At 65.1% G+C, this 23,855-nt stretch carries 25 protein-coding genes; 12 read left to right on the top strand and 13 right to left on the bottom strand.

All coding sequences use genetic code 11. The features are described 5' to 3' along the window. Positions 1–170: 170 nt before the first annotated feature. Complete coding sequence (locus HAP40_RS22905; RefSeq protein WP_166815592.1) at positions 171–2,012, bottom strand: D-alanyl-D-alanine carboxypeptidase; 1,842 nt, start codon at positions 2,010–2,012, stop codon at positions 171–173. A 390-nt stretch (positions 2,013–2,402) separates the two neighbouring features. Here HAP40_RS22905 and HAP40_RS22900 point away from each other — a divergent pair, with 390 nt between their 5' ends. From HAP40_RS22900 to clpA, 3 genes are all read left to right on the top strand, one after another. Beyond that, the gene (locus HAP40_RS22900; RefSeq protein WP_166815593.1) at positions 2,403–2,741 is read left to right on the top strand and encodes a phasin family protein; all 339 of its coding nucleotides are present in this window, start codon (positions 2,403–2,405) and stop codon (positions 2,739–2,741) included. 612 nt (positions 2,742–3,353) lie between these two features. Next, complete coding sequence (clpS, locus tag HAP40_RS22895; RefSeq protein ID WP_008548646.1) at positions 3,354–3,686, top strand: ATP-dependent Clp protease adapter ClpS; 333 nt, start codon at positions 3,354–3,356, stop codon at positions 3,684–3,686. Between the two features lie 291 nt (positions 3,687–3,977). Continuing rightward, positions 3,978–6,386, top strand: coding sequence for an ATP-dependent Clp protease ATP-binding subunit ClpA (gene clpA / locus HAP40_RS22890; protein ID WP_166815594.1), 2,409 nt, complete (start codon positions 3,978–3,980; stop codon positions 6,384–6,386). Positions 6,387–6,451: 65 nt separating this feature from the next. Here the strand turns inward: clpA and HAP40_RS22885 are convergent, their stop codons facing one another. From HAP40_RS22885 to HAP40_RS22870, 4 genes are all read right to left on the bottom strand, one after another. Further along, the gene (locus HAP40_RS22885) at positions 6,452–7,873 is read right to left on the bottom strand and encodes an MFS transporter (protein WP_166815595.1); all 1,422 of its coding nucleotides are present in this window, start codon (positions 7,871–7,873) and stop codon (positions 6,452–6,454) included. Positions 7,874–8,046: 173 nt separating this feature from the next. After that, on the bottom strand, positions 8,047–9,072 hold the full coding sequence (locus HAP40_RS22880) for an aldo/keto reductase (RefSeq protein ID WP_166815596.1): 1,026 nt from the start codon (positions 9,070–9,072) through the stop codon (positions 8,047–8,049). A 114-nt stretch (positions 9,073–9,186) separates the two neighbouring features. Further along, entirely contained in the window at positions 9,187–9,405 is a 219-nt protein-coding gene (locus HAP40_RS22875; protein ID WP_246741330.1) for a hypothetical protein, read from the bottom strand. A 110-nt stretch (positions 9,406–9,515) separates the two neighbouring features. Continuing rightward, the gene (locus tag HAP40_RS22870; RefSeq protein ID WP_166815598.1) at positions 9,516–10,472 is read right to left on the bottom strand and encodes a helix-turn-helix domain-containing protein; all 957 of its coding nucleotides are present in this window, start codon (positions 10,470–10,472) and stop codon (positions 9,516–9,518) included. A gap of 193 nt (positions 10,473–10,665) precedes the next feature. Here HAP40_RS22870 and HAP40_RS22865 point away from each other — a divergent pair, with 193 nt between their 5' ends. Together HAP40_RS22865 and HAP40_RS22860 are read left to right on the top strand one after the other, a co-directional pair. Beyond that, positions 10,666–11,682: a carbon-nitrogen hydrolase family protein gene (locus HAP40_RS22865; RefSeq protein WP_166815599.1), complete on the top strand. Its 1,017-nt coding sequence runs from the start codon at positions 10,666–10,668 to the stop codon at positions 11,680–11,682. Between the two features lie 18 nt (positions 11,683–11,700). After that, positions 11,701–12,741 carry a phenylacetaldoxime dehydratase family protein gene (locus tag HAP40_RS22860; protein WP_166815600.1) on the top strand — a complete coding sequence of 347 codons (1,041 nt, stop codon included), beginning with the start codon at positions 11,701–11,703 and terminating at the stop codon, positions 12,739–12,741. Between the two features lie 4 nt (positions 12,742–12,745). Here HAP40_RS22860 and HAP40_RS22855 read toward each other — a convergent pair whose 3' ends face one another. Further along, the gene (locus HAP40_RS22855) at positions 12,746–13,384 is read right to left on the bottom strand and encodes an HAD family hydrolase (protein WP_166815601.1); all 639 of its coding nucleotides are present in this window, start codon (positions 13,382–13,384) and stop codon (positions 12,746–12,748) included. A gap of 76 nt (positions 13,385–13,460) precedes the next feature. Between HAP40_RS22855 and HAP40_RS22850 the strand changes: the two genes are divergently transcribed. The 4 genes from HAP40_RS22850 to tsaA all read left to right on the top strand — a co-directional run bounded on the left by HAP40_RS22850 (position 13,461) and on the right by tsaA (position 16,363). Then, on the top strand, positions 13,461–14,426 hold the full coding sequence (locus tag HAP40_RS22850) for a lytic transglycosylase domain-containing protein (protein WP_166815602.1): 966 nt from the start codon (positions 13,461–13,463) through the stop codon (positions 14,424–14,426). Between the two features lie 224 nt (positions 14,427–14,650). After that, entirely contained in the window at positions 14,651–15,391 is a 741-nt protein-coding gene (locus HAP40_RS22845) for an AzlC family ABC transporter permease (protein WP_166815603.1), read from the top strand. Beyond that, entirely contained in the window at positions 15,388–15,738 is a 351-nt protein-coding gene (locus HAP40_RS22840) for an AzlD domain-containing protein (protein WP_166815604.1), read from the top strand. Before HAP40_RS22845 ends, HAP40_RS22840 begins: the two co-directional genes overlap by 4 nt. Before the next feature lie 133 nt (positions 15,739–15,871). Then, positions 15,872–16,363 (top strand): tRNA (N6-threonylcarbamoyladenosine(37)-N6)-methyltransferase TrmO, encoded by a 492-nt coding sequence (gene tsaA, locus HAP40_RS22835; protein ID WP_166815605.1) that lies wholly within the window; start codon positions 15,872–15,874, stop codon positions 16,361–16,363. Positions 16,364–16,418: 55 nt separating this feature from the next. Here the strand turns inward: tsaA and HAP40_RS22830 are convergent, their stop codons facing one another. The 4 genes from HAP40_RS22830 to HAP40_RS22815 form a co-directional block, all read right to left on the bottom strand. Continuing rightward, positions 16,419–16,847, bottom strand: coding sequence for an HIT family protein (locus HAP40_RS22830; RefSeq protein WP_166815606.1), 429 nt, complete (start codon positions 16,845–16,847; stop codon positions 16,419–16,421). Positions 16,848–16,908: 61 nt separating this feature from the next. After that, positions 16,909–18,150 (bottom strand): GNAT family N-acetyltransferase, encoded by a 1,242-nt coding sequence (locus HAP40_RS22825; RefSeq protein ID WP_166815607.1) that lies wholly within the window; start codon positions 18,148–18,150, stop codon positions 16,909–16,911. Positions 18,151–18,326: 176 nt separating this feature from the next. Continuing rightward, positions 18,327–19,073 (bottom strand): glycerophosphodiester phosphodiesterase, encoded by a 747-nt coding sequence (locus HAP40_RS22820; RefSeq protein ID WP_166815608.1) that lies wholly within the window; start codon positions 19,071–19,073, stop codon positions 18,327–18,329. 5 nt (positions 19,074–19,078) lie between these two features. Beyond that, positions 19,079–19,546, bottom strand: coding sequence for a RidA family protein (locus tag HAP40_RS22815; protein WP_166815609.1), 468 nt, complete (start codon positions 19,544–19,546; stop codon positions 19,079–19,081). 241 nt (positions 19,547–19,787) lie between these two features. Here HAP40_RS22815 and HAP40_RS22810 point away from each other — a divergent pair, with 241 nt between their 5' ends. Both HAP40_RS22810 and HAP40_RS22805 read left to right on the top strand, forming a co-directional pair. Further along, positions 19,788–20,633 carry a cell envelope integrity EipB family protein gene (locus HAP40_RS22810; RefSeq protein WP_166815610.1) on the top strand — a complete coding sequence of 282 codons (846 nt, stop codon included), beginning with the start codon at positions 19,788–19,790 and terminating at the stop codon, positions 20,631–20,633. A gap of 289 nt (positions 20,634–20,922) precedes the next feature. Then, on the top strand, positions 20,923–21,324 hold the full coding sequence (locus tag HAP40_RS22805; protein ID WP_028143958.1) for a RidA family protein: 402 nt from the start codon (positions 20,923–20,925) through the stop codon (positions 21,322–21,324). A gap of 44 nt (positions 21,325–21,368) precedes the next feature. On the opposite strand, the gene HAP40_RS22800 is transcribed toward HAP40_RS22805, so the two are convergent. Beyond that, complete coding sequence (locus HAP40_RS22800; protein WP_166815611.1) at positions 21,369–21,776, bottom strand: ACT domain-containing protein; 408 nt, start codon at positions 21,774–21,776, stop codon at positions 21,369–21,371. Positions 21,777–21,975: 199 nt separating this feature from the next. Between HAP40_RS22800 and HAP40_RS22795 the strand changes: the two genes are divergently transcribed. Continuing rightward, entirely contained in the window at positions 21,976–22,131 is a 156-nt protein-coding gene (locus HAP40_RS22795; RefSeq protein ID WP_166815612.1) for a hypothetical protein, read from the top strand. Between the two features lie 12 nt (positions 22,132–22,143). Here HAP40_RS22795 and HAP40_RS22790 read toward each other — a convergent pair whose 3' ends face one another. Together HAP40_RS22790 and HAP40_RS22785 are read right to left on the bottom strand one after the other, a co-directional pair. Continuing rightward, positions 22,144–23,367, bottom strand: a complete 1,224-nt coding sequence (locus HAP40_RS22790; protein ID WP_414645407.1) for a DNA polymerase IV — start codon at positions 23,365–23,367, stop codon at positions 22,144–22,146. A gap of 59 nt (positions 23,368–23,426) precedes the next feature. Then, the gene (locus HAP40_RS22785; protein ID WP_166815614.1) at positions 23,427–23,738 is read right to left on the bottom strand and encodes a DUF3572 domain-containing protein; all 312 of its coding nucleotides are present in this window, start codon (positions 23,736–23,738) and stop codon (positions 23,427–23,429) included. Between the last annotated feature and the right edge of the window lie 117 nt (positions 23,739–23,855).

Below are 23,855 nucleotides of genomic sequence, written 5' to 3'. Positions count from 1 at the left end.
TTGCCGTCGCCGATGCCCGCCATTATCGGCGTGGTCGATCCCTTGAGCAGAATTTTAACCGTAAATCCTTGACGAGAAGTTGTCGTGGAACAGCCCGGCACCGCTGCATCTCCGGAAACGAAAATGCCCGCGCAAGGCGCGGGCATTATTGTTTGGAGCGGTCCGGACGATCAGTTGCGGACGGTGATACAGGAGATGTCGGCGCGCTTCAGGGCGCGGCAGACGGCTTCGGCCTGGTCGCGCTCGAGCCCGGCAAAGCGGGCGCGGTAGAGCTTGCGGTTGTCCTTGGCGACGACCGGCTCGGTGAACGGGTCGGCCTTGCTGAGCAGGCCGCGCGCCGAGCTGCGGGCGGCGTCGATGCGCTGCTGGGCTTCGGTCTCGCTCTCGAGCGCGCCGACCTGGACGATCCAGCCGCTGTGGGTGACGACGGGCTTGGTCGCGGCGCTCATCTGGATCGGCTGCGGCGCCGGGTCGGCGGACGCAAGCTTCGGAGCGGCCGGGGCGGGCGCGGCAGCGGTTGCGGCCGGCAGCACCCCGAGGATGCCGTTGCCGGTGCCGAAGCCCGCCGGCTGCCGCGGCAGCTCGGTGCGGGCGATCTCGGCCTTCGGCGCTTCCGGCTGGCTCACGATCTCCGGCTTGTTGATGAGATCGGCCCGGGCGACGACGGCGCCGGAGGTCTCCGCGACGTCGGACCGGGACGGAATGGTGCTGGTGACCGGCGGCGACACCTGGGCCGGGGCGGCGGAGGCGACCTTCACGGGCCCGGCCTTGACCTGAACCGTCTTGACCCGCACCGGCTTCATCGGCTCGGACGAGCCGGGGATGATGGACAGCGGCTGGCTGGAGATCACGCCGTTGGTGAGGGGCGCGGGCTCGATCTTGGATTCCGTCGGGCGAACTTCAGGCTTGCTGGCTTCAGCTCTGGGCTGGGCCGGCGGCATCGCGGCCGTCGCAGCGGCGAGCGTCGACAGGCGAGCGGCAAGACGCGACGGGGCGGCTTCGGCCGCGGCGACCTGAACCTGCGCCGGGGGGCGGGCCGGGGTGTCGGATGCGGCGGCGATGTCGGTATTGACGTCAGCGCCGTTGCGCTCGGTGACGGCGGCGACGGTATGGGTGGTCGCGCCCTTCTCGAGATTCTCCGCCAGCAGGTTGCGCATGATGGCGTCGCGCGAGCCGCCGCTGCGGCCGCCGAGCACGACGCCGATCAGGTGGCGATTGCCGCGGCGCATCGAGCTGACGAGGTTGAAGCCGGAGGCGCGGGTGTAGCCGGTCTTGATGCCGTCCACGCCCTCGACACTGCCGAGCAGGTGATTGTGGTTCCGGATCGACTGTCCGCGCCAGTTGAAGGTCGAGGTCGCGAAATAGCGATAGTAGCGCGGGAAGCGCTCCTGGATGGCGCGGCCGAGCGTGGCCTGGTCGCGCGCAGTCGTGACCTGCTCGTCGTTGGGAAGGCCGTTGGCGTTGCGGTACACCGTCTTGGACATGCCGAGCGAGCGCGCCTTGCGCGTCATCATCTGGGCGAAGTCGTCTTCGTCTCCGGCGATCGCCTCTGCAATGACCACGGCGGCGTCGTTGGCGGAGCGGGTGACCAGACCCTTGATCGCGTCCTCGACGCGGATGGTCTGGCCGGCACGCAGGTTGAGCTTGGTCGGATCCTGCTCGGCGGCATGCTTGGATACCGGCATCTCGGTGTCGAGCTTCAGCTTGCCGGACTCGAGGCGCTCGAACAGCAGATAGAGCGTCATGATCTTGGTCAGCGAGGCGGGGTGGCGCAGCGCGTCGGGGCTGGTCGACTGGAGCACGGAGCCGGAATTTCCATCGACGATGATGGACGCGAATTTCGGGCTGGAGCTCTCCGACACATCGCGCTGCACTTTGTGGTGCGCGTAATGGCGTCGGTGCCGCCGCGCCTCGGCAGCATCGGTGGTGAAGATGACTGCGGTGGTGACCGTAAGAAGCCCGAAAACGCCAACCCGCGCCAAGCGCGAGGAAGACAAGTTGTTACGAAGCATGGAACCCCGTCCCCGTTTCTGACTTGATCACCGGCCCGTGAGGCGAAATTGTGCCCACTCGACCGGGATCATTACCTGCTCAGGCTGTCCCTCCGCTGGCGTTCACCGCGGGGGACGTTGGGCCTGAGCCGCTATTCTGGCTAAGGTGATGTTCTCAAACGGCTTTGACCGCCTGCGGAAGCTGAACACGTCCAGGGAATCAAGGTAGGGGGCCGCGGTTTCCAAAGGCTTAAGGAAACCTTGCGGGAAACCCCGGGAATCTCGGCGATTTGGATCTGTTTTTTTGTGCGTCGCACAAGATTCTTGACATTATTGTGCGTTGCACTAATTGTGGGCAGAGTCAGGAAGCCCGGGGCTTCCCGACGAAAGCCAGGGAAAAGGGATTCCGACATGTTCAAGGTTGAAGACTTTCAGAACTACGGGAAAGAGCAGTTCGAGCAGTGCGTCGCGTCCGCGACCTCGGTGCAGCACGGCCTCCAGGCAATCGCCAGCGCGTATGGCGACTACACCAAGAAGTCGTTCGAAGACACCAAGTCCTTCGTCGAGAAGCTTTCCGGCGTGAAGTCGCTGGACAAGGCCGTGGAAGCGCAGACCGACTTCGCCCGTTCGAGCTACGAGACCTTCGTTGCGGAATCGCAAAAGATCGCCGGCCTCTACAGCGACCTCGCCAAGCAGGCGTTCAAGCCGGTCGAGACCATCGTTTCGAAGTTCACCCCGGCCGCCAACTAAATTTCCGGGGCGTCCTGGAAGCGAAAGCCCGGCTGACCAGCCGGGCTTTTTTGTTTGCGCGGTTGAATGCGTCAGCACGCCGCGCTTTCGCGACATCGATCATGACGCCGGCCACCTGCCGTCGTCGCACAGCGAGAGACCTCCACCGCGATAACGCCCCATTTGCGACACGCAATCGAACTCTTGGCAAACCGGCCCGTAGAAGACCGGAGATGCCTTCTGCGCAATGTCGTGGCGGCATGCACCGCCGGGTTCCTGGTCAATACGTTCTAAACAGGCGCGGTGGAAATTTTTGTCAAATCGGTCGAGATTGATTAACCTTGGTCAGGATCGCCGGGCCGGGAATCGGCGCCGCTGCGGCCACATTGGCCGGACTTTTGCGAGCTTGCGGCAAGCCGGAGGCGGGCCCATATTGCTAGCGAACGACCCGGCCTGGACCGGATCCGTCGGGAGCGGCGATCCAACAAAGGCGGCGCGCCTGCGCAAGGCTCCGAAGGGCGGGGCGCGCGGCAACCGTCATCGCCTCCGTGGGGAATTTTGAACGCCTGTGCCATGCCGCAACTGATTTCCAGCCTCGATATGTCCGCGTCAGCCGCGGCCCGTGCTCCCCGGATGAGCAATGACGACAATCGTTCCAACGGTCCGACAGGGCCGAACACCTCGGTCATTACCAAGGTCAAGCCCAAGACCAAGCGGCCGAACCTGTACCGTGTGCTGATCCTCAACGACGACTACACGCCGATGGAATTCGTCGTCCACGTGCTGGAGAAGTTCTTCCAGAAGGACGTCGAGGCTGCCACCAAGATCATGCTGCACGTTCATCATCACGGGATCGGCGAGTGCGGTGTGTTTACCTACGAGATTGCCGAGACCAAGGTGACGCAGGTGATGGATTTCGCCCGCAAGCACCAGCATCCGCTGCAATGCGTGATGGAAAAGAAGTAGGACATCTGACGGCGCACTCGAAACCGGCTTCCGTTGTGGATGTCGCAGTGTTCGTCGCGCGAGATCTGCGCGCGATGTCCGTTGCAGCCGTCGAGCTCGCGAAACTCCGCGCCGGCGCCGATCCCGCCCAAACCGGAACGGGTTTTGCATCGAAAATACCGCCCATGTGGCTAGCTGCCGAGTCGCGGAACCGGTCTTTCGCCGCGATCTTGTATAACTATATGTGACAAAGGTTGTTGTTGCCTGACTGGGCGATGACGATCATGATGGTGGGGGCCATAGAGGACGCGAATGCCGACTTTTTCCCAAAGCCTTGAACAATCCCTGCATCGTGCGCTGGCGATCGCAAACGAGCGTCATCACCAATACGCGACGCTCGAGCATCTCTTGCTCTCATTGATCGACGACTCCGATGCAGCCGCCGTCATGCGCGCCTGTAGCGTCGATCTCGACAAGCTCCGCACGAGCCTCGTCAATTATCTTGAGACCGAATTCGAGAACCTGGTGACGGATGGCGCCGACGACGCCAAGCCGACCGCAGGTTTCCAGCGCGTGATTCAGCGCGCGGTGATCCACGTGCAATCGTCCGGTCGCGAAGAGGTGACCGGCGCCAACGTGCTGATCGCGATCTTCGCCGAGCGCGAGAGCCATGCCGCGTATTTCCTGCAGGAGCAGGACATGACGCGATATGACGCGGTCAACTACATCAGCCATGGTATCGCCAAGCGGCCGGGCGTCTCCGAGGCGCGGCCCGTGCGCGGTGTCGACGAGGAGACCGAGACCAAGGGCAACGAGGACGCCAAGAAGAAGGGCGAGGCGCTCGAGACCTATTGCGTCAACCTCAATAAGAAGGCGCGCGACGGCAAGATCGACCCGGTGATCGGACGCAATTCCGAGATCAACCGTGCGATCCAGGTGCTGTGCCGCCGGCAGAAGAACAACCCGCTGTTCGTCGGCGAAGCCGGCGTCGGCAAGACTGCGATCGCGGAAGGTCTCGCCAAGCGCATCGTCGACAGCGAGGTGCCGGAGGTGCTGGCGGCTGCAACGGTGTTCTCGCTCGACATGGGCACGCTGCTCGCCGGCACGCGCTATCGCGGTGACTTCGAAGAGCGGCTGAAGCAGGTGCTGAAGGAGCTCGAGGCGCATCCCAACGCCATTCTGTTCATCGACGAGATCCACACCGTGATCGGCGCGGGCGCGACGTCGGGCGGGGCAATGGACGCCTCGAACCTGCTCAAGCCGGCGCTGGCCTCGGGCACCATCCGCTGCATGGGCTCGACCACCTACAAGGAATACCGCCAGCACTTCGAGAAGGACCGCGCGCTGGTGCGGCGCTTCCAGAAGATCGACATCAACGAGCCGACGGTCGAGGACGCCATCGCGATCCTCAAAGGCCTCAAGCCGTACTTCGAGGACTATCACCGTCTGAAGTACACCAACGAGGCGATCGAGGCCGCGGTGCAGCTCTCCTCGCGCTACATCCACGACCGCAAGCTGCCCGACAAGGCGATCGACGTGATCGACGAGTCGGGCGCGGCGCAGATGCTGGTGGCCGAGAACAAGCGCAAGAAGACCATCGGCATCAAGGAGATCGAGACCACGATCGCCTCGATGGCGCGGATTCCGCCGAAGAGCGTGTCGAAGGACGATGCAGAGGTGCTCAAGCATCTTGAGCAGACCTTGAAGCGCACGGTGTTCGGCCAGGACAAGGCGATCGAGTCGCTCGCCGCTTCGATCAAGCTGGCGCGTGCCGGCTTGCGCGAGCCGGAGAAGCCGATCGGCTGCTATCTGTTCTCGGGTCCGACCGGCGTCGGCAAGACCGAGGTCGCCAAGCAGCTCGCGGCGACGCTCGGCGTCGAGCTGCTGCGCTTCGACATGTCCGAGTACATGGAGCGGCACACCGTGTCGCGCCTGATCGGCGCGCCTCCCGGCTATGTCGGCTTCGACCAGGGCGGCCTGCTCACCGATGGCGTCGACCAGCATCCGCATTGCGTGGTGCTGCTGGACGAGATCGAGAAGGCGCATCCCGATCTCTACAACGTGCTGCTCCAGATCATGGATCATGGCCGGCTCACCGATCACAACGGCAAGCAGGTCAACTTCCGCAACGTGATCCTGATCATGACGACGAATGCGGGCGCGCAGGATCTCGCCAAGCAGGCGTTCGGCTTCACCCGCTCGAAGCGGGAAGGCGACGATCACGAGGCGATCAACCGGCAGTTCGCGCCGGAATTCCGCAACCGCCTCGATGCCATCGTCTCATTCGGCCATCTCAGCGTCGAGGTGATCGGCACGGTCGTGGAGAAGTTCGTGCTTCAGCTCGAGGCCCAGCTCGGCGATCGCGACGTCACCATCGAGCTGTCGGACCCCGCCAAGGCCTGGCTGGTCCAGCATGGTTACGACGAGCAGATGGGTGCGCGTCCCATGGCCCGTGTCATCCAGGAGCACATCAAGAAGCCGCTGGCTGACGAGGTGCTGTTCGGCAAGCTCAAGGGCGGCGGCCATGTTCGCGTGGTTCTCGTCAAGGACGAGGCCGACGAGACCAAGGAGAAGATCGGCTTCGAGTTCGTCGAGGGTCCGGTCACGCCGAAGCAGGAGAAGCTGCCCGGCACGCGCAAGCGTCCGCCTGGCAAGTCCAAGCCGGGCGGTCCCGGCGGCTCCAAGGGGCCGACCTCGAAGGGGCCGTTGGTCAAGGCTTGATAGGCACCGATGAATTGAAAAGGCCGGCTGAAAAGCCGGCCTTTTTGTTTGAGGTGCCGTCGGCGCTATTCACCCCGCAGCCGCTGATCGTCCTGCACGCGGACATGTTCGGCGCCGCGGGAGCCTGCGGGAGACAGCCGCAACATGCTCAGCATCGCGCCGCAAAGGGCAAAGCCGACGCCGGTGAGCAGCGCGATCCGGGTTCCTTCGATCGGAAAGCGACCGAGAAACAGAGCGACCAGCGCTGCGCCCGTAGTCTGGCCGAGCAGCCGCGCCGTGCCCAGCATGCCGCTGGCGCCGCCGGCACGCTCGCGCGGGGCGGCCGCGATCATGGTGCGGTTGTTGGGGGTCTGGAACAGGCCGAAGCCGGCGCCGGCCAGCGCCATGCGCCAGATCACGTCGAATGGCGTCGGGCTTGCCGGCAGGAAGGCGAGTGCGCCGAGGCCGCAGGCGAACAGCGTCAGCCCGATGCCACCGAGCAGGCCGGCCGGATAATGCTCGACCAGGCGGCCGGCGAGGGGCGCAGCGAACGCCACCGCGATCGGCCAGGGCGTGATCAACAGGCCCATATGCACCGCCGAATAGCCGAAGCGGCTCTGGAGGTAGAAGGGGATCGCGACGAAGGCGAGCATCTGCGCGCAGAACGATGCGATCGAGGTTGCGATCGACAGCGCGAATACCGGGATGCGCAATAGATCGACCGGCAGGAGCGGCGAGGTCATGTGGGTTTCGCGATAGATCAGAAGCGCCCCGGCGACGAGCGCGATGGCAAACTGGACGAGGCAGGTGATCGCGGCCTCACCGTGACCGACGCTGTCGACGGCCGCGATACCGACGCCGAACGTGATCGCGGACAGGCCTGCGCTCTGCCAGTCGAAGGAACGGCCCGCGGGCCTGGTGTGGGGCAGACTGCGCAGGCCGATCAGCAATGTCACCGCACCGAGCGGCACGTTGATGGCGAACAGCCAGGGCCAGCTTCCGACCGCGAGGATGCCAGCCGCCAGCGTTGGGCCGACCGCGGCCGAGAAGGCGACCACGAGCGCGTTGAGCCCGATGCCGCGGCCGAGTTGGGCGCGCGGATAGGTGAAGCGCACCAGCGCCGCGTTGACGCTCATAATGCCGGCCGCACCAAAGCCCTGGAGGATGCGCGCGACCGTCAGCAGCGGCAGCGTATGCGCCAGCGCGCACAGGGCGGACGCCAGCGTGAACAGCACCAGTCCGACCAGATAGACGCGGCGATAGCCGACGATCTCGCCGAGCGAAGCCAGCGGCAGCAGCGAAATCGTGATCGCGAGCTGGTAGCCGTTGACGATCCAGATCGAGAAGGCCGGGCTGGCATCGAGGTCGGCTGCGATCGTCGGCAGCGCCACATTGGCGATGGCGCTGTCGACCACGGCCATGATGATGCCGAGTGCAATTGTGAGCACTGCCTGGTTGCGCTGCGGCTGCGGCAGGCCGTCGGCATGCTCGATCGGGGCAGACGACATGATGGAGGCGCGCTTGATTCGAGCCGTGGTTCATCTCCGAATAGGAAATCACCCGCTCGATCGCAACCCGACAGGACACGGACAGTTCCCGCGCCGAAGGCGAGTCTGAGCGGCCAGCCGCCGGCAGGACGGCTTTCGCCGCCTGTCGGCGATTTCCAGCGCCTGAAGGATGCCTACGCCGCCGGCGGATTGCGGTCGGTGAAGGTCGTGCGCTGGTGCCAATAGGGATAGGGCAACGTTACCTTGCTCGCGGCGTCGAGCTTTGCGACCTGGTCCTTGGTCAGCGACCAGCCGACCGCGCCGAGATTTTCGCGCAGCTGCGTCTCGTTGCGCGCGCCGATGATCAGCGTCGCGACCGTGGGGCGCTGCAGCAGCCAGTTGAGCGCGATCTGCGAGACGCTCTTGCCGGTCTCCTTCGCGATCTCGTCGATGGCGTCGACCACGCGATAGACGTGCTCGTCCGGCACGGGCGGCCCGAACTCGGCGGTCTTGGGCAGGCGGCTGACTTCCGGCTTGGGCTGGCCGCGGCGGATCTTGCCGGTGAGGCGGCCCCAGCCCAGCGGCGACCAGACCACGGCGCCAACCCCCTGGTCGAGGCCGAGCGGCATCAGCTCCCATTCGTAGTCGCGCCCGATCAGGGAATAGTAGGTCTGGTTGGCGACGTAGCGCGGGAAGCCGTGCTTGTCGGCGACGGCGAGCGACTTCATCAGGTGCCAGCCCGAGAAATTGGAAACGCCGACATAGCGGATCTTGCCGGCGCGCACGAGCACGTCGAGGGTGGCGAGCACCTCTTCGGGCGGGGTGAAGGCGTCGAAGCCATGGAGCTGGAACAAGTCGATGTAATCGGTGCCGAGGCGGCTCAGCGAACCATCGATGGCTTTGAGCAGGTGCTGTCGCGACGAGCCGATGTCGTTGGGGCCGTCGCCGAAGCGGAAGGTGGCCTTGGTGGAGATCAGGACCTTGTCGCGGCGGCCCTTGATGGCTTCGCCGAGCACGCGTTCGGACTCGCCGAGCGAGTAGACATTGGCAGTGTCGAACATCGACACGCCGGCCTCGAGGCAGATGTCCAGGAGGCGCCGCGCCTCGGTCGCATCGGTGGTCCCCCACGCGGCGAGGCGGCCGACGCCGCCGAAGGTGCCGGTCCCAAGACTCAATGCGGGCACCATGAGGCCTGAGCGGCCCAAGCGTCGGTATTCCATCGATATGCTCCTGGCTGGCCGCTGATTGATCGGTGCGGCTCGGTGCCGAAGGATAATGCAAGCAGGCGCCGCGTCCTATCACGCGCTCACATACCGGCCTTGCTGAGGAATGGCCTAGTCGTGCCGAAGCATGTCGGCGAATGCAGCATCGACGGCGCGCGGCCCGGTGATCTTCGCCTGTGGCCGCGCCTCACTTGCCGCTGCGACAGAAGCGTTGCAGGCGAAGTCACCGTGGCGTGTCTGCCGCGGCAGGAGCGTCAGGCTCCAGCCCACCAGGACCAGCACCGCGAGCCGGATCGCGATCAAGCCCAGCAGCAGCTCCGATCCGCTCATCGTCGCGTGACCTCTCATGCGCGTCAGCCTGAGGCACGCGGCATGACAAGACAATCTGGAATTGGCGAGCGCTGCCTTCGCTCCGGGCGAAGGCTCGCGGAGATGGCTGCTCAGTGCCGCAATTGGCTCTGCCTGAAATCGCGCGGCGACATGCCGAAATGCTCTCGGAAGACGCGGCCGAAATGCGAGAGGTCGTTGAAGCCCCAGGCGAAGGCGATCTCGCTGATGTGGCGATGGGCAAGCACGGGCGAGGCGAGGTCGCGACGGCATTGGACGAGACGCTCGGCAAGAACGTAGCGCTGGAACGACGTCTCCTCGTCGGCGAGCAGATCGTTGACATAGCGCGGCGAGATGCCGAGCGCGGCCGCGGTCTCCGCGAGTGAGAGGTCGGGTTCGGCAAGATGCGCGCGGATATGCGCCTTCAGCCGGAAGAGCAGGGCGGAGCGATGGGTGGAGGATGGCAGCGACGTCGTGCCGAGCCGTTCACCCAGCGCCATCGCAAGCAGATCGACGACCTGCTCCGACAGCGCGGCCGCATTGCCCGGCGTAAGCCGGTCCGCGCTCTGGCAGAGCCTGACGATGAAATCATAGGCCAGCCGTTCGAGCGGCGCATCAGTCCCGAACGAGATCGCGGTCAGTGTCTCGGTGCCGCCGAGCCGGCGATGCAGCATCTCGCGCGGCACCTTGAAGATGGTCTGGGTGAAGCTGTCGTTGAACTTCAGTTCATAGGGCCGCGTGGTGTCGTACAAGGCGAACTCGCCGGGGTGGATCACGGTCTCGCGGCCGTCCTGGACGACGCCGCCGTCGCCGCGATTGCCGAGCGCGACCAGCACGAAATCCTGATCCGAACGTGCGATGCGCGAGGGCGTGCGGAAGACGTGCTGGCGGTCGGAGCAGACCTCGGAGCACACCGCCTTGCCGAGCGAGGCCTGCGTGACGGAGCCGTGGAAGGCGCTGCCGAGGTCCGACTTGCAGTCGAGCCCGACGAAGACGTCGCAGACGATGTCCTGCCAGAGGGCGAGCCGCCGGTAGCCGGGGCTACCGTCCGTCGTGAACTGGATTGGCATCAGGACAGCCTCCCTTTCACATCCTGCAAAACCGCATGCTGGCGCAGATCGAGCCTGATCGGAGGCAAATTCCGTACCCGCGATCCCTTCCAGTCGAGTTTTTGTTCCGCCGTGGTCGAGCGCCCGGCCGCCCGGCTTGGCCAAATAGACTGCATCGGACGTGGCTTCCGATCAACCGGCAATGGAGGCGGCAATGGGCATCGAACATCCGAAATACAAGGTTGCGGTGGTGCAGGCGGCGCCAGCCTGGCTCGACCTCGACGCCTCGATCGACAAGTCGATCGCGCTGATCGGGGAGGCCGCGGAAAAGGACGCCAAGCTGATCGCCTTTCCGGAGGCCTTCATCCCCGGTTACCCCTGGCACATCTGGATGGACTCGCCGGCCTGGGCGATCGGCCGCGGCTTCGTGCAGCGCTATTTCGACAATTCGCTGTCCTACGACAGTCCGCAGGCTGAAAAGCTGCGCGAGGCCGTGCGCAAGGCAAAGCTCACAGCCGTGATCGGCCTGTCGGAGCGTGACGGCGGCAGCCTCTATCTGGCGCAATGGTTGATCGGACCCGACGGCGAGACCATCGCAAAGCGCCGCAAGCTGCGGCCGACCCATGCCGAGCGCACGGTCTATGGCGAGGGCGACGGCAGCGATCTCGCCGTGCATGCGCGGCCCGACATCGGCCGTCTCGGCGCGCTGTGCTGCTGGGAGCATCTTCAGCCGCTGTCGAAATACGCGATGTACGCCCAGAACGAGCAGGTCCATGTCGCGGCCTGGCCGAGCTTCTCGCTCTACGATCCCTTTGCGCCGGCGTTAGGAGCCGAGGTGAACAATGCGGCGTCGCGCGTCTACGCTGTGGAAGGCTCCTGCTTCGTGCTCGCGCCTTGCGCGACGGTGTCGCAGGCGATGATCGACGAGCTTTGCGACCGGCCCGACAAGCATGCGCTGCTGCATGCCGGCGGCGGCTTTGCCGCGATCTACGGCCCCGATGGCAGCCAGATCGGCGAGAAGCTGGCGCCGGACCAGGAGGGCCTGCTGATCGCCGAGATTGATCTCGGCGCCATCGGCGTCGCCAAGAACGCCGCCGATCCCGCCGGGCACTATTCGCGGCCCGACGTGACGCGGCTCCTGCTCAACAGGAAGCGATACCAGCGCGTCGAGCAGTTCGCGCTGCCGGCCGACATGGCCGAGCCAACGGACATCGCTGCAGCAGCGAGCTGATCGCGGGGAGGGACCATCATGGAATCCGCAATTCCTCTGCATCTCGAAACGGCGCGCACACGCCACAAGCGCGTGCCCGACGATTATCAGCCGCCATATCCGTCCTTCGTGGCCCGCTACAAGCCTGCGGTCAGCCGCGTCGTGATGGCCTATTTCGGTGTCCAGTATCGCGGTGTGACACCGGCGGAGGCAACGGACGCGTTGAACGAAATCGCAGCCCTGTTCGCCGCGGAGGGCGGTCCGTCGCATTGGGACCGGGCGCACTATGCCGACCAGTCCGGCTCCGAGAATGTGGTCACGGTCGCCTATTGGGATGACGTCGCGCGCTTCGATGCCTGGTTTGCACCGGCGCGAGAGGTGTGGACCGGGCGGCAGCGCGAAGGTATCGGCACCTTCGTCGAGGTGCTGCGGCCCGCTGTGGCACGTCATGAGACGCTGTTCTCCTCCCCCGGTCGGCCGGAGGGGGTCGCCGTCGTCGCGGAGGGCATGAGCGGCGAGGTGCAGGAGCACGCCTATTGGGGCGGCATGCGCGATCGTATCCCGCTGTCGCAGACCGATGCCATGGCGCCCGCCGGCGTCCCGGAGCTGATCCGCGACGGCGCGCGGCTGCGCGTCGTAGCGCACGACAATCTCTGCCTGATCCGCTCCGGGCAGGACTGGAGTGATACGGAAGCATCCGAACGCAAGCTCTATCTCGACGACGTCGAGCCGGTGCTGCGCGAAGGCATGGATTTCCTGCGCGACGACGGCGTTGCTATCGGCTGCTACGCCAACCGGTACATGCAGGTGCTCGCAGCCGACGGAAGCGTGAGCGAAAAGTCCTACGGCCAGAGCTGGTGGAAGAGCCTCGCCGCGCTCGAACGCTGGGCGGAGTCGCATCCGACCCACGTCAGGATCTTCGGAGCGGCGATGAAATATCTGTCGACGCTCGGACCGTCAGCCAAGCTGCGGCTCTATCACGAGGTGACGGTGGCAGCGGCCGACGAGCAGTTCTTCGAATATCTCAACTGTCACCCGAGGACGGGCATGCTGGCGGCGGTGGAGATGGTCGGGGCCTGATCGACTAGGTGACGCAGTGGCCGAGCAACTCGGGATGCGCGGCGCAGATGTGATGCGCGCCAGCGTCCCGCAGCTCGGCTTCGCTGCCATAGCCGTAGAGCACACCGATGGCGGTCATGCCGTTGGTGCGGGCGCCGACCACGTCGTGGCTGCGGTCGCCGATCATGATTGCTCGCTGCGGATCGACCTTGGCCTCGGCGAGCGCGTAGCGGAGCAGGTCGCGCTTGTCGACGTTCGTGCCGTCGAGCTCGGAGCCGAATACGCGCTCGAAATACGGCTTCAGGCCGAAATGATCGACGATGCGCGTGGCGTAGACGGCGGGCTTGCTGGTCGCCACGAACATGCGTGCGCCGGTTGCGGCCACTGCGGCGAGCGTGTCGTGAATGCCCTGATAGGGGGTGTTCTCGAACAGGCCGACCTCGGAAAACCGTTCGCGGTAGAGCAGGAGCGCCTGGTCAGCGAGTTCGTCGGTTCCCACGAGCCTCTTCAGGCTTGCATGCAGCGGCGGCCCGATGCACCAGGTCAGCTCGTCCTGGCTCGGAACCGGCTGGCCGAGTTTTTTCAGGGCATACTGGACCGAACCCGTGATCCCGGGCTTTGGGTCGGTGAGTGTGCCGTCGAGATCAAAATAGATTGTCCGCATTCTGGCCGGGCTCAGCGTTGATTATTCCGGCCGTTGCTAGTTGCCTTGAGGCCTGAGTTCAAGGGCTTGGAGCGAAATGCAGTTCGATGGGGCCCAGAAGCTGATCTGGCAGTTGCTCGTGGCAGCGTTCGTCTGCACGTCGGCGCGGGCCGAGGACGCACCGGTTCCTCCCACACAGCTCGGCCCCGAAGCGCCCGCAAAACCGTCGCCATCCCCCGAGCCTGCGCGTGAGAGCGACACGCGGGAATCGCTCTGCCTGATCATCGAATCCGCCGCGCGCGCCTCGAACTTGCCGCTGGAGTTCTTTGCCCGCGTGATCTGGCAGGAAAGCCGGTTTCAGGCAGATGCCGTCGGGCCGGTGACGCGCAGCGGCCAGCAGGCGCAGGGCATCGCCCAATTCATGCCGGGCACAGCCAGCGAGCGCGGGCTGCTCAATCCCTTCAATCCGATTCAGGCATTGCCGAAATCGGCCGAGTTCTTGGATGAGCTGCGCAACCAGTTCGGCAATCTCGGTTTGGCTGCGGCCGCCTATAACGCCGGACCGCGCCGGGTGCAGGAATGGCTCGCCGGCACCGGCGGAATGCCGGAGCAAACCCGCAACTACGTCTATGCCATCACCGGCACCAGCGTCGATGCCTGGGCCAAGGCAGGCGCGACCGGCAAGGGCCCGCCGAGCTCGCCGCCGACGAGCTGCCGCGATCTCATGGCGCTCTTGAAGCGCGCACCCAATCCGTTCGTGGCCGAGCTCGAGCAGCATGTCGAGCTTGCTGCCGCGAAGATCTGGGGCGTGCAGCTCGCCGCCGGCTTCGACCGGAACCGGGCGCTGGCGATGTATTCCCGCGCCGTCACGCGGCTGAGCAACGTGATCGGTGAGCGCGATCCGAGCTTGCTGAGTTCGGTGATGCGCAGCCGCGGAACGCGCGCGTTCTATCAGGTGCGCATCGGCACGGACACACGCGCCGAGGCGGATGATCTGTGCGGCCGCATCCGCAAGGCGGGCGGTGCATGCTTCGTGCTGAAGAACAGGGGTGTGACGGGGTAGGGGCGCGCTTCGGTCATTCCGGGGCGCGACGAAGTCGCGAGCCCGGAATCCATCGTGCAGCGATCTCTGTGGCCTCATGGATTTCCGGGCTCGCGCCAAGTGGCGCGCCCCGGAATGACAGCGGTGGGTGGGGCACGCATGCCAGCCCCGCCGCCGGCTTCCTTGACGCGAGCCGATGCATCGCACGTTATGCGGGCACGAGTCCTCACCTGGCCAAACTTCCCGTGGCGCTTCCCCCGCTCGATTCACCTCAATGGCAAAGTCCCTGGCGCGCGTTTGCCTGGGGGCTGCGCTCGGTCACGCAGACGATCCTCACGCTCGTCCTGTTCGCGACTTATCTCGGCATCGGCGCACTGGCCCATGACACCCATTTCAGCCTGCTCTGGGCGTTGTGTTCGACGCTGTTCGTCTGGGCAGGTCCGGCGCAGATCATCTTGATCACCACGCTCGGCTCGGGCGCCACCATCATCCAGTCGGCGATTGCAGTCACCGTCAGCGCGATCCGGCTGTTTCCCATGGTGGTCTCGGTGCTGCCGCTGATGCGTACGCCGACGACCAAGCGGCGTGAGCTGTTTTTCGCGGCGCATCTCACGGCCGTGACGCTGTGGGTCGAATGCCATCGCTTCCTGCCACAGGTGCCGCGCGAGCGGCGCATCGCCTTCGTCAACGGGCTTGGCTTCGGTCTAGTCTCGGTATGCCTCATCGCCAACACGGTGGGCTTTTTCCTCGCCGCCAATCTGACACGGACGCTGGGGGCCGCGATCCTGATGCTGACGCCGCTGTCGTTCCTGTTCTCGACCGCGCGCAATAGCCGTGAGGCTGCCGACGTCGTCGCGCTGGCGCTCGGCGTCTTGCTCTATCCGCTGGCTGCGAAAATGAACTCTGGCCTCGACATCCTCGTCAGCGGCCTCATAGCCGGCACCATTGCCTATGGCGTGCATTGGTGGCGGGAGGTGCGCGCATGAGCTACGCGCAGCTGATCGGCGACTGGCAGGCGCTCGTCGTGCTGTTCGTCGCCGGCGTCGTTCCCAACCAGATCTGGCGCATGCTGGGCCTGTGGTTCGGCGGTGGCATCGACGAGGGCTCCGAGCTGCTGGTCTGGGTGCGGGCGGTCGCAACCGCGATCCTGGCCGGCGTCATCGCCCAGATCGTGGTCGAGCCGCCCGGAGCGCTGGCGAGCGTGCCTGACGTCCTGCGCTATTGCGCGGTCGGCGCCGGCCTCGTGGTCTTCCTGCTGACCCGCCGCTCGATCTTCGCGGGTGTGGTCACGGGCGAAGTCTTCATGCTGGCCGGCAAGTGGTGGTTGGGCTAAAACCGCCGGCGAACAGCTAAAGCGCGATGAGATTTGGATGAATCATCATTGCGCTTTAGGTTGTTGTTTACGCATGATCTTTCCGGAAAACCGCTTTGCACTTTTCCGGATCATGCTTTAGGGAACAGGACATATGGTTCGCGAACAGGAGCTCCGCGAGGGCGAACTCGCCATCGAGCTGCCAGCGACGCAAGATGCCGGCCTCGTCTTCATCGGCCGTATCCGCACGCCCTGGGCGTCGCGGCTGGAGACGCCGCGGCAGGGGCGTCAGGATGGCCCGGTGTGCCGGCTCGAGATCTTCGAGCCGTTCGTGCCGGCGATCAAGGGCGTGGATTTCTACAGCAATCTCGAAGTGCTCTATTGGCTCGACAAGTCGCGCCGCGACATCATCCTGCAAAGCCCGAAGAACAACGAGAAGACCCGCGGCACGTTTTCGCTGCGCTCCCCGGTGCGGCCCAATCCAATCGGCACGTCGATCGTGAAGCTGGTCGGGATCGAGGGCAACGCGATCCTGGTGCGCGGCCTCGACTGCATCGACAACACACCGCTGATCGACATCAAGCCCGACCGCTGCGAGTTCACGCCGTTGGCCGCACCGCAGGCAGGGGATTTCCAGACGGAGTAGTCCGTCATTCCGGGCTCGACGCTTCGCGTCGCCCCGGAATGACAGGTGGAGAGACCTAGCCCGCCTTCAACGCCGCGATCAGCTTGGCCGCGTGCTCTTCCAGCACCTTGGTCTCTTCCTTGCGGCTGGCCGGCGGCAGCATGGCGACGCCGTCGTGGCGTGGCATCACGTGCATATGCAGATGAAACACCACCTGTCCGCCGGCGGGCTCGTTGAACTGCTGCACGGTGATGCCGTCGGCGTCGAACGCCTTCATCGCGGACGCCGCGATCTTGTGCGCGCCGCGGGCGACATGGGCGTAATCGTCCGGCTTGATGTCGAGGATGTTGCGGGCAGGGGCCTTCGGGATCACCAGCGTATGGCCTGGCACGCGCGGCATGATGTCGAGGAAGGCGAAGACGTGCTCATCCTCGTACACCTTGTGGCAGGGCAGCTCGCCGCGCAGGATCTTTGCGAAGATGTTGTTGGTGTCGTAGGCGGTCATGACGGCTCCTCGGCGGGCTTTTTGGAATTTTGCGCTTACTGTCACCAGCAATCGCGAGGCGTCAAGGCGCCTCGTCGATGCCTTTGCGGAACGGGCCGAGCTCGGCGAGCTCCCGTCCGGCTTCGGCGACATAGGCGCGCTCGCGCTTGAGATAATCGTCGATGGCGCGGCGCAGGCCGGGATCGGCGATGAAGTGGGCGGAATGGGTGGTGCGCGGCAGGTAGCCACGGGCGATCTTGTGCTCGCCTTGCGCGCCCGCCTCAACATGCGTCAGGCCGCGTTTGATCGCGAAATCGATCGCCTGATAGTAGCAGACCTCGAAATGCAGGAACGGGTGATGCTCGACCGCGCCCCAGTTGCGGCCGAACAGCGTGTCCGAGCCGATGAAGTTGATCGCGCCCGCGATCCAGCGATCGTTGCGGCGGGCCATCACCAGCAGTACGTCCTCGCTCATCGTCTCGCCGATCAGCGAGAAGAACTCGCGCGTGAGGTATGGCCGGCCCCATTTGCGCGAGCCGGTTTCCATGTAGAACGCGAAGAAGGCATCCCAGGCGTCCTCGGTGATGTCCTTGCCCGTGAGCCAGTGGATGGTGATGCCGGCGGCGAGCGCATCGCGCCGCTCGCGCTTGATCGACTTGCGGTGGCGCGAATTCAGCGTCGCCAGGAAGTCGTCGAAATTCGCAAAGCCGTCGTTGTGCCAGTGGAACTGCTGGTCGGTGCGCTGAAGGAAGCCGTGCTCGGCGAGCAGCTTCCACTCCGCCTCGCGCGCGAAGGTGACGTGCACCGAGGAGGCCTTGCTGACCCCGCACAGCGCCACCAGCCCGCTCGCCAGCGCCTCGGTGATGCGCTCGCGCTCGACGCCGTCGCGGACCAGCAGCCGGGGTCCGGTCGCCGGCGTGAAGGGAACGGAGACCTGGAGCTTGGGATAGTAGCGCCCGCCGGCACGCTCATAGGCATCCGCCCAGCCGCGGTCGAAGACATATTCGCCCTGGCTGTGTGATTTCAGATAGCAGGGCACGACACCGGCGACGCGGCCATCGGCCTTGGCCACGAGGTGACGCGGTCCCCAGCCGGTACGGATCGTCGCCGAACCCGATTTCTCCACGGCGGAGAGAAATGCGTGCGAGACGAACGGGTTATAAGCGGGTTTTAAGAGGCCAAGGGAATCGCCTGGACGAAGGGATGAGGTTCCTTCGCCATGCCCATTGCAGGCCCTGCCGGGATTGGCGCAGGCGTCCCAATCCTCCGGCGATACCTCGCCAACGGATGGTACGGCCTTGAGCGTAATTTCGGATGATGCCATCGCGTCCAAGATCGTGCATTGCAGCAGCGACTTCAAGGGGCGGGAACGAAGGTCGAGCGGCCACCACCGCCGTCATTGCGAGGAGCCCTTGCGACGAAGCAATCCAGACCGTCTCCGCGGAGGGATCCTGAATTGCTTCGCTCCGCTCGCAATTACGATGGAGAAGCAGTTGGGCCCTACGGCACGAACCCCTCGAAGATCATCTGATCCGCATACTGCCCGACCCGCGTCCGCTGCTCGCCCGTGCGCACAGTCCAGCCGAGCAGGGCGCAGCCGAAGACGTTGCGGGCGATCCAGGGGGCGGGGGCCGGCAGGTGGTCGACCTTGAAGGCGACGAAGTGCGGCTGGGTCTGCAAGCCGTGGCGGAGGTACAGCATGCTGTCGCGCTGCGCCTGGGTCAGCTTGGCCCAGTACTCGTCCTCATAGGTCCTCTGCGCGACGATGCCGCGCGGAAGGGAGGGCAGCAATTCGCGCAGCGCCAGCACCTGGTCGGGGTCGAAGGACATGCCGACGGCAGGTCCGACATAGGACGCCAGCACCTCGGCCATCCGCTTCACCAGCTTGCGGTCGCCGCCAAAATGGCTCTTTACCTCGATCACCAGCGGCACCCGGCCGGCGACCAGGGCGCAGAGGTCGGACAGCGACATCATCCGCTCGTCCGTGTCCTTGAACCTGACGGCTTTCAGCTCGGCCGCAGTCTTGTCGATCACCTCGCCGGTGGCCTCGGTGACGCGGCCGAGGGCATGGTCGTGGTGCACCATGGCCTCGCCGTCGGACGAGAGCTGGATATCGACCTCGATCGAGAAATTGCCTGCGATCGCAGCCTGCACCGCGCCCGGCATGTTCTCGACGATGCCGCGCGAATTGTCATGCAGGCCGCGATGGGCGACCGGCCGGGCTGTCAGCCAATCCGGAGCGCGCATCCGCGTCAGGCGACCTCGAACACGCCGTCGACCTCGACCGCGGCATCGGCCGGCAGCGAGGCGACCCCGACGGTGGTGCGGGCATGGCGGCCCTTGTCACCGAAGGCCGCGACCATCAGGTCGGAGGCGCCATTGAGCACCTTCGGCCCGTCCAGGAAGTCTGGAGCAGAGTTGATGAAGCCGCCGAGGCGGACCACGCGCACGACCTTGTCGAGATCGCCGAGCGCCGCCTTGACCTGGGCCAGCAGGTTCACCGCGCAGCCGCGGGCGGCCGCCGCGCCGTCTTCGATCGAGACGCCGGCGCCCAGCTTGCCCTTGGCGATCAGCTTGCCGGCGGGATCGAAGCAGACCTGGCCGGAGACGAACAGCAAATTACCGGTGCGCACGAACGGCACGTAGTTGGCCACGGGAGTGGGGGCCTCATGCAGCTTGATGCCCTGTTCCACCAGTTTCTGCTCGACCGTGCCAGCCATGTCCGACCTCATTGTCCCGAAATTGATCCGCCCGGGCGATCTCGGGTTTTGCCGCCGGGCGCGCCTGTTTCGCCCATTGTGCAGCCACATGCAAGGAAGCGGGCGCGCAAGCCAGGGCAGGCCGGGAGGTTCAATGCGAAGAGGCACATTTACGTGAAACGGCCTCAGTTGCGACGCAATGGAACGGTCATTAAAATGTCGAATCTGCGCTCTCCCCAGGGATGCCTCTCAAGGACCAGACATGGTGCACCTTTTCCGGACTTCGCTCGGTGTGATGGCGCTCGCGGCGGCCAGTGTCGGCCTCGGCGGCGGGGTCCAGGCCGCCAACGGTCCGTTTCTGGCGCACCAGGCGCTCTATGACCTCAGCCTCGTGAAATCGCGCTCCAACTCGGTCAACAGCGCCCGCGGTCGCATCCTCTACAATTTCGCCGGGAGCGCCTGCGAGGGCTATACCTCAGAATTCCGCCAGGTCTCCGAGCTCGACAGCGGCGAGGGCAAGGTCACGCTCAGCGACCTCCGCTCCAACTCCTGGGAGGACGCCGCCGGCAAGAGCTACCGCTTCAAGATCGAGACGCGCATGAACGAGACCGATGCCGGCCGCGTCGACGGCTCGGCCGAGCGAGACGGCGACCACATCAACGTCAAGTTGAAGCTGCCGGCGCCGAAGACGTTCACGCTCGACGGCAAGATCGTGTTCCCGACCGAGCAGATCCAGCGCATCATCGCGGCGGCCAAAGACGGCAAGTCGCTGCTCGAGCTCTCCGTCTATGACGGCTCCGACGACGGCCAGAAGGTCTACAACACGCTGACCGTGATCGGCCAGCCGATTCCCGCCGACCGTGCCACCGCGTCCGATCCGTCGACCTCGGACGAGCACATGAAGTCGCTCAAGCGCTGGCCGGTCACCGTCAGCTATTTCGATCGCGACGCACAGAAGAAGGACGGCGAGCAGACGCCGGTCTACGCGATGGCGTTCGAGCTCTACGAAAACGGCGTCTCGCGCCAGCTCGTGCTCGATTACAACGATTTCGTGATCTCCGGCGCGATGGGCAAGTTCGACGTCAAGGATAGCAAGCCCTGTAATTGAGCTTCAGCCGTCATTCCCGGGCTCGCGAAGCGAGAACCCGGAAGCTCGAGATTCCGGGTTCGGCCTGCGGACCGCCCCGGAATGACAGCGAAAGTTGTTCTGCCAATCTCCTCCGTCATTGCAAGCGGCTTGTTCGCCGCAACTCGGAGAGCGAAGCAATCCAGACTTTTGCCGTGGTGGACAGTCTGGATTGCTTCGTCGCTTCGCGCCTCGCAATGACGGGACTGGCTCTCCGCTCGCTCTCCAGCTACGCTCCCTCCCAACCACTGACATCCGGGAGGCACGCAACATGCCCAAGCTCGACCATCTCCGCCCCAGCGGACTGCATCACAATCCCGCTTATTCCCACGTCGTCACGGCTACAGGCGCGCGCACCATCTACATCTCCGGGCAGGTATCGACGGACGAAGAGGGACGGATCGTCGGCGAGGGCGATATCGCCGCGCAGACGACGCAGGTGATGCAGAATCTCGGCCATGCGCTGAAAGCGGCGGGCGCGAGCTATTCCAACATCGTCAAGATCACGACCTTCGTGGTGAACTACAAACCGGAGCTGCGCCCGATCATCGGCAAGGCCCGCTCTGCCTTCTTCGAAGGCATGGAGCCGCCGGCTTCCACGCTGGTCGGCGTCTCCGCACTCGCCGCGCCGGAATGGTTGATCGAGATCGAGGCGATCGCGGTCGCGGATTGAGATTTTGATCCTGGAGCCGATGATCCGGGCGACCAGGAGCGTCGCTACGAGGGCCTCGCTTTGGCCATATCTTGCAGAATCTCCATCGCCTCGTCGGCCCTGTCCGCGGGCACAAACAGGTGATCGTGATAGAAGGCCGAAACCGCGTTCACGCTGATGCCGGCTTCGGCCAAACGCGTCGTGATTGCCGCCAGAAAGCCCACCGCATCGAGCGCGGAGTGGACCGTCAGGGTGATCAGGCGCGAGGGAAAGGCGTAGCACAGTCCCGCGCGCTCGGCCTCCTCGTGCAGCACCACCAGTGTCGTTCCTTCGCGTTCGCGGAATGTCAGCACCGGGCTGATGATGGCTGGAATGCTGGCGCTCGGCGCAAGCGTGTAAAACACGAAGGTGCCGTCCAGCATGTCCGGCTTCATGTTCCTCAACAGCGCGTCGAGGTCGCGTTCGCTCGTCACCGCGCCGTCCCCTGGGCGGGCAGGACCGTTTGAACTCTGGCGACGCAATGGGCGCCAGAGGCCGTTGTAGTGTCAGCCAACATACCTTTGTATATCTCCCCTAATCCTTCTCATGAGCTGGTCTTACGCTGGTACAATTGAGCGACGGCGGGAGATTCTTACAATTTGAGTCCACTCGGGTCACTGCGAGGAAGCTCAAATGAACGTCGTCATTCGAAAGCTCAACGGCCTGTGGCACCTCATCGTCGGGTCTTGTCAGATCCGAACGCCGTTTCTGGATACCCAGGATCGGCAGTTGGTCGTTCAGTATGCCAGGCGCGCCTATCCGGGTGCACGGATCTTCGAACGCGACTGAGTTGAGCAGGGATCACTCGTGCGCCTTCGGTCCGTCATAGGCGATGCCGCGGATCACGGCAGCGCTGCCGAATTTCTTGCGCAGGCTGTCCACCGCGCGCTCGGCATGGGCCGCGCGGCGGTCCAGCATGTCGGTGTCGTCGGAGGCTGAACCGTCGCGCAGCGCGCTGACGCCGGCGCCCATCAGGCGGAAGGCGGTGCCGTCGATCTCTTTCGCCAGCATCTCGCGACAGATCGAGAAGATCTTTGCGGCGAGCTGCGTCGGCGCGGCAATCGATTGCGAACGCGTGCGCTGGCGGAAATCGGCGGTCTTCAGCTTCAGCGTGACGGTGCAACCGGCGAGTTCGCTGCTCTTGAGGCGCGACGACGTCTTCTCGCACAGCCGCCACAATATCTTCTCCAGCGTCGCGAAGTCGCGGATGTCGGTCTCGAAGGTGGTTTCGCTGGAAATCGTCTTGGCGCCTCGGTCGGGCTCGACGCGGCGGTCGTCGATGCCGCGCGCGAGCCGCCACAGCCTGCGGCCTTCGCTCGGAAACTGGCGCATCATCTCGATCTCGTCGGCCTTCTGCAGGTCGGCGATGACGCGGAAGCCGCGCTGCACGAGGCGGTCCTGCGTAGCGGGGCCGACGCCGAAGATGAAGCCGACCGGCCTCGAAGCCAGCATCGTCAGCGCTTCGTCCTGGTCGAGCGCGGCAAAGCCGCGCGGCTTGTCGAGGTCGGAGGCAATCTTGGCCAGAAACTTGTTGCAGGACAGGCCGACCGAGACGGTGATGCCGATGTCGCGCTCGACGTTGCGGGCAAAGCGCGCCAGCACCTTTGCGGGGATCATGCCGTGGACCCGCTCGGTGCCGGAGAGGTCGAGGAAGGCCTCGTCGATCGAGAGCGGCTCGACCAGCGGCGTCAGCGCCTGCATGGCCTGGCGCACCTCGCGGCCGACCCGGACGTACTTTGCCATGTCGGGGGGGATCACGGTCGCATGCGGGCAGGCGTCCAACGCCTTGAACATCGGCATGGCCGAGCGCACGCCATAGGTGCGGGCAATGTAGCACGCGGCCGACACCACACCGCGCTTGCCCCCGCCGATGATGACGGGCTTGTCGGCGATCTCAGGGTTGTCGCGCTTCTCGACCGTCGCGTAGAAGGCGTCGCAGTCGATATGGGCAATGGTCAGGCCCGACAGCGCGCGGTGGCGGACCAGGCGCGGGGAGCCGCATGCGGAACAGCGCCGTACCCCCATATCCAGATCGGCCAGACAATCCCGGCAGAAGCAGCGGGGCCCGTCCGCCTCCAGACTGGTCACGGCACGTCGCGCTCCCAGGAGGGGTCGCCGAGCGCGTCGCCCAGGACCTGCCGCGCTGCGGCAACGTTGGTCGGATGCAGTTCCGCGGCCTTGGCAAAGGCCTTCACGGTGTCGTCATCGCGCAGCACGAAATCGAGCACGCTGAGGAGGAAATTCGGGTCGGAGGCGGCATTGCGCAGGGTCTCCGGACCGACCCCTGTCTCGGCCAGGAACAGGCCCAGCCGCTCGGGCTCGCCGGCGACGAAGGAGAGGGCCTGAATCGCAACGATTTCAGCGACTTCGCGGGGGTTGTGAACAGGCTTTTTCACGGAGCCGGTTTGCCTTTCCGTTAACTTTCAGTGTCTACTTTGGAATCATCATGCCCGAGTCTTCGCCTTGAGTCTTGCGACCCCCGACAAGCAACTGGAAACCACGCAGAAAGTCGG

The sequence above is a fragment of the Bradyrhizobium sp. 1(2017) genome (assembly GCF_011602485.2).
Lineage (GTDB): Bacteria > Pseudomonadota > Alphaproteobacteria > Rhizobiales > Xanthobacteraceae > Bradyrhizobium.
The sequence above is the reverse complement of the archived record's forward strand: the minus strand, read 5'-3'. Positions and strand labels throughout refer to the sequence as shown.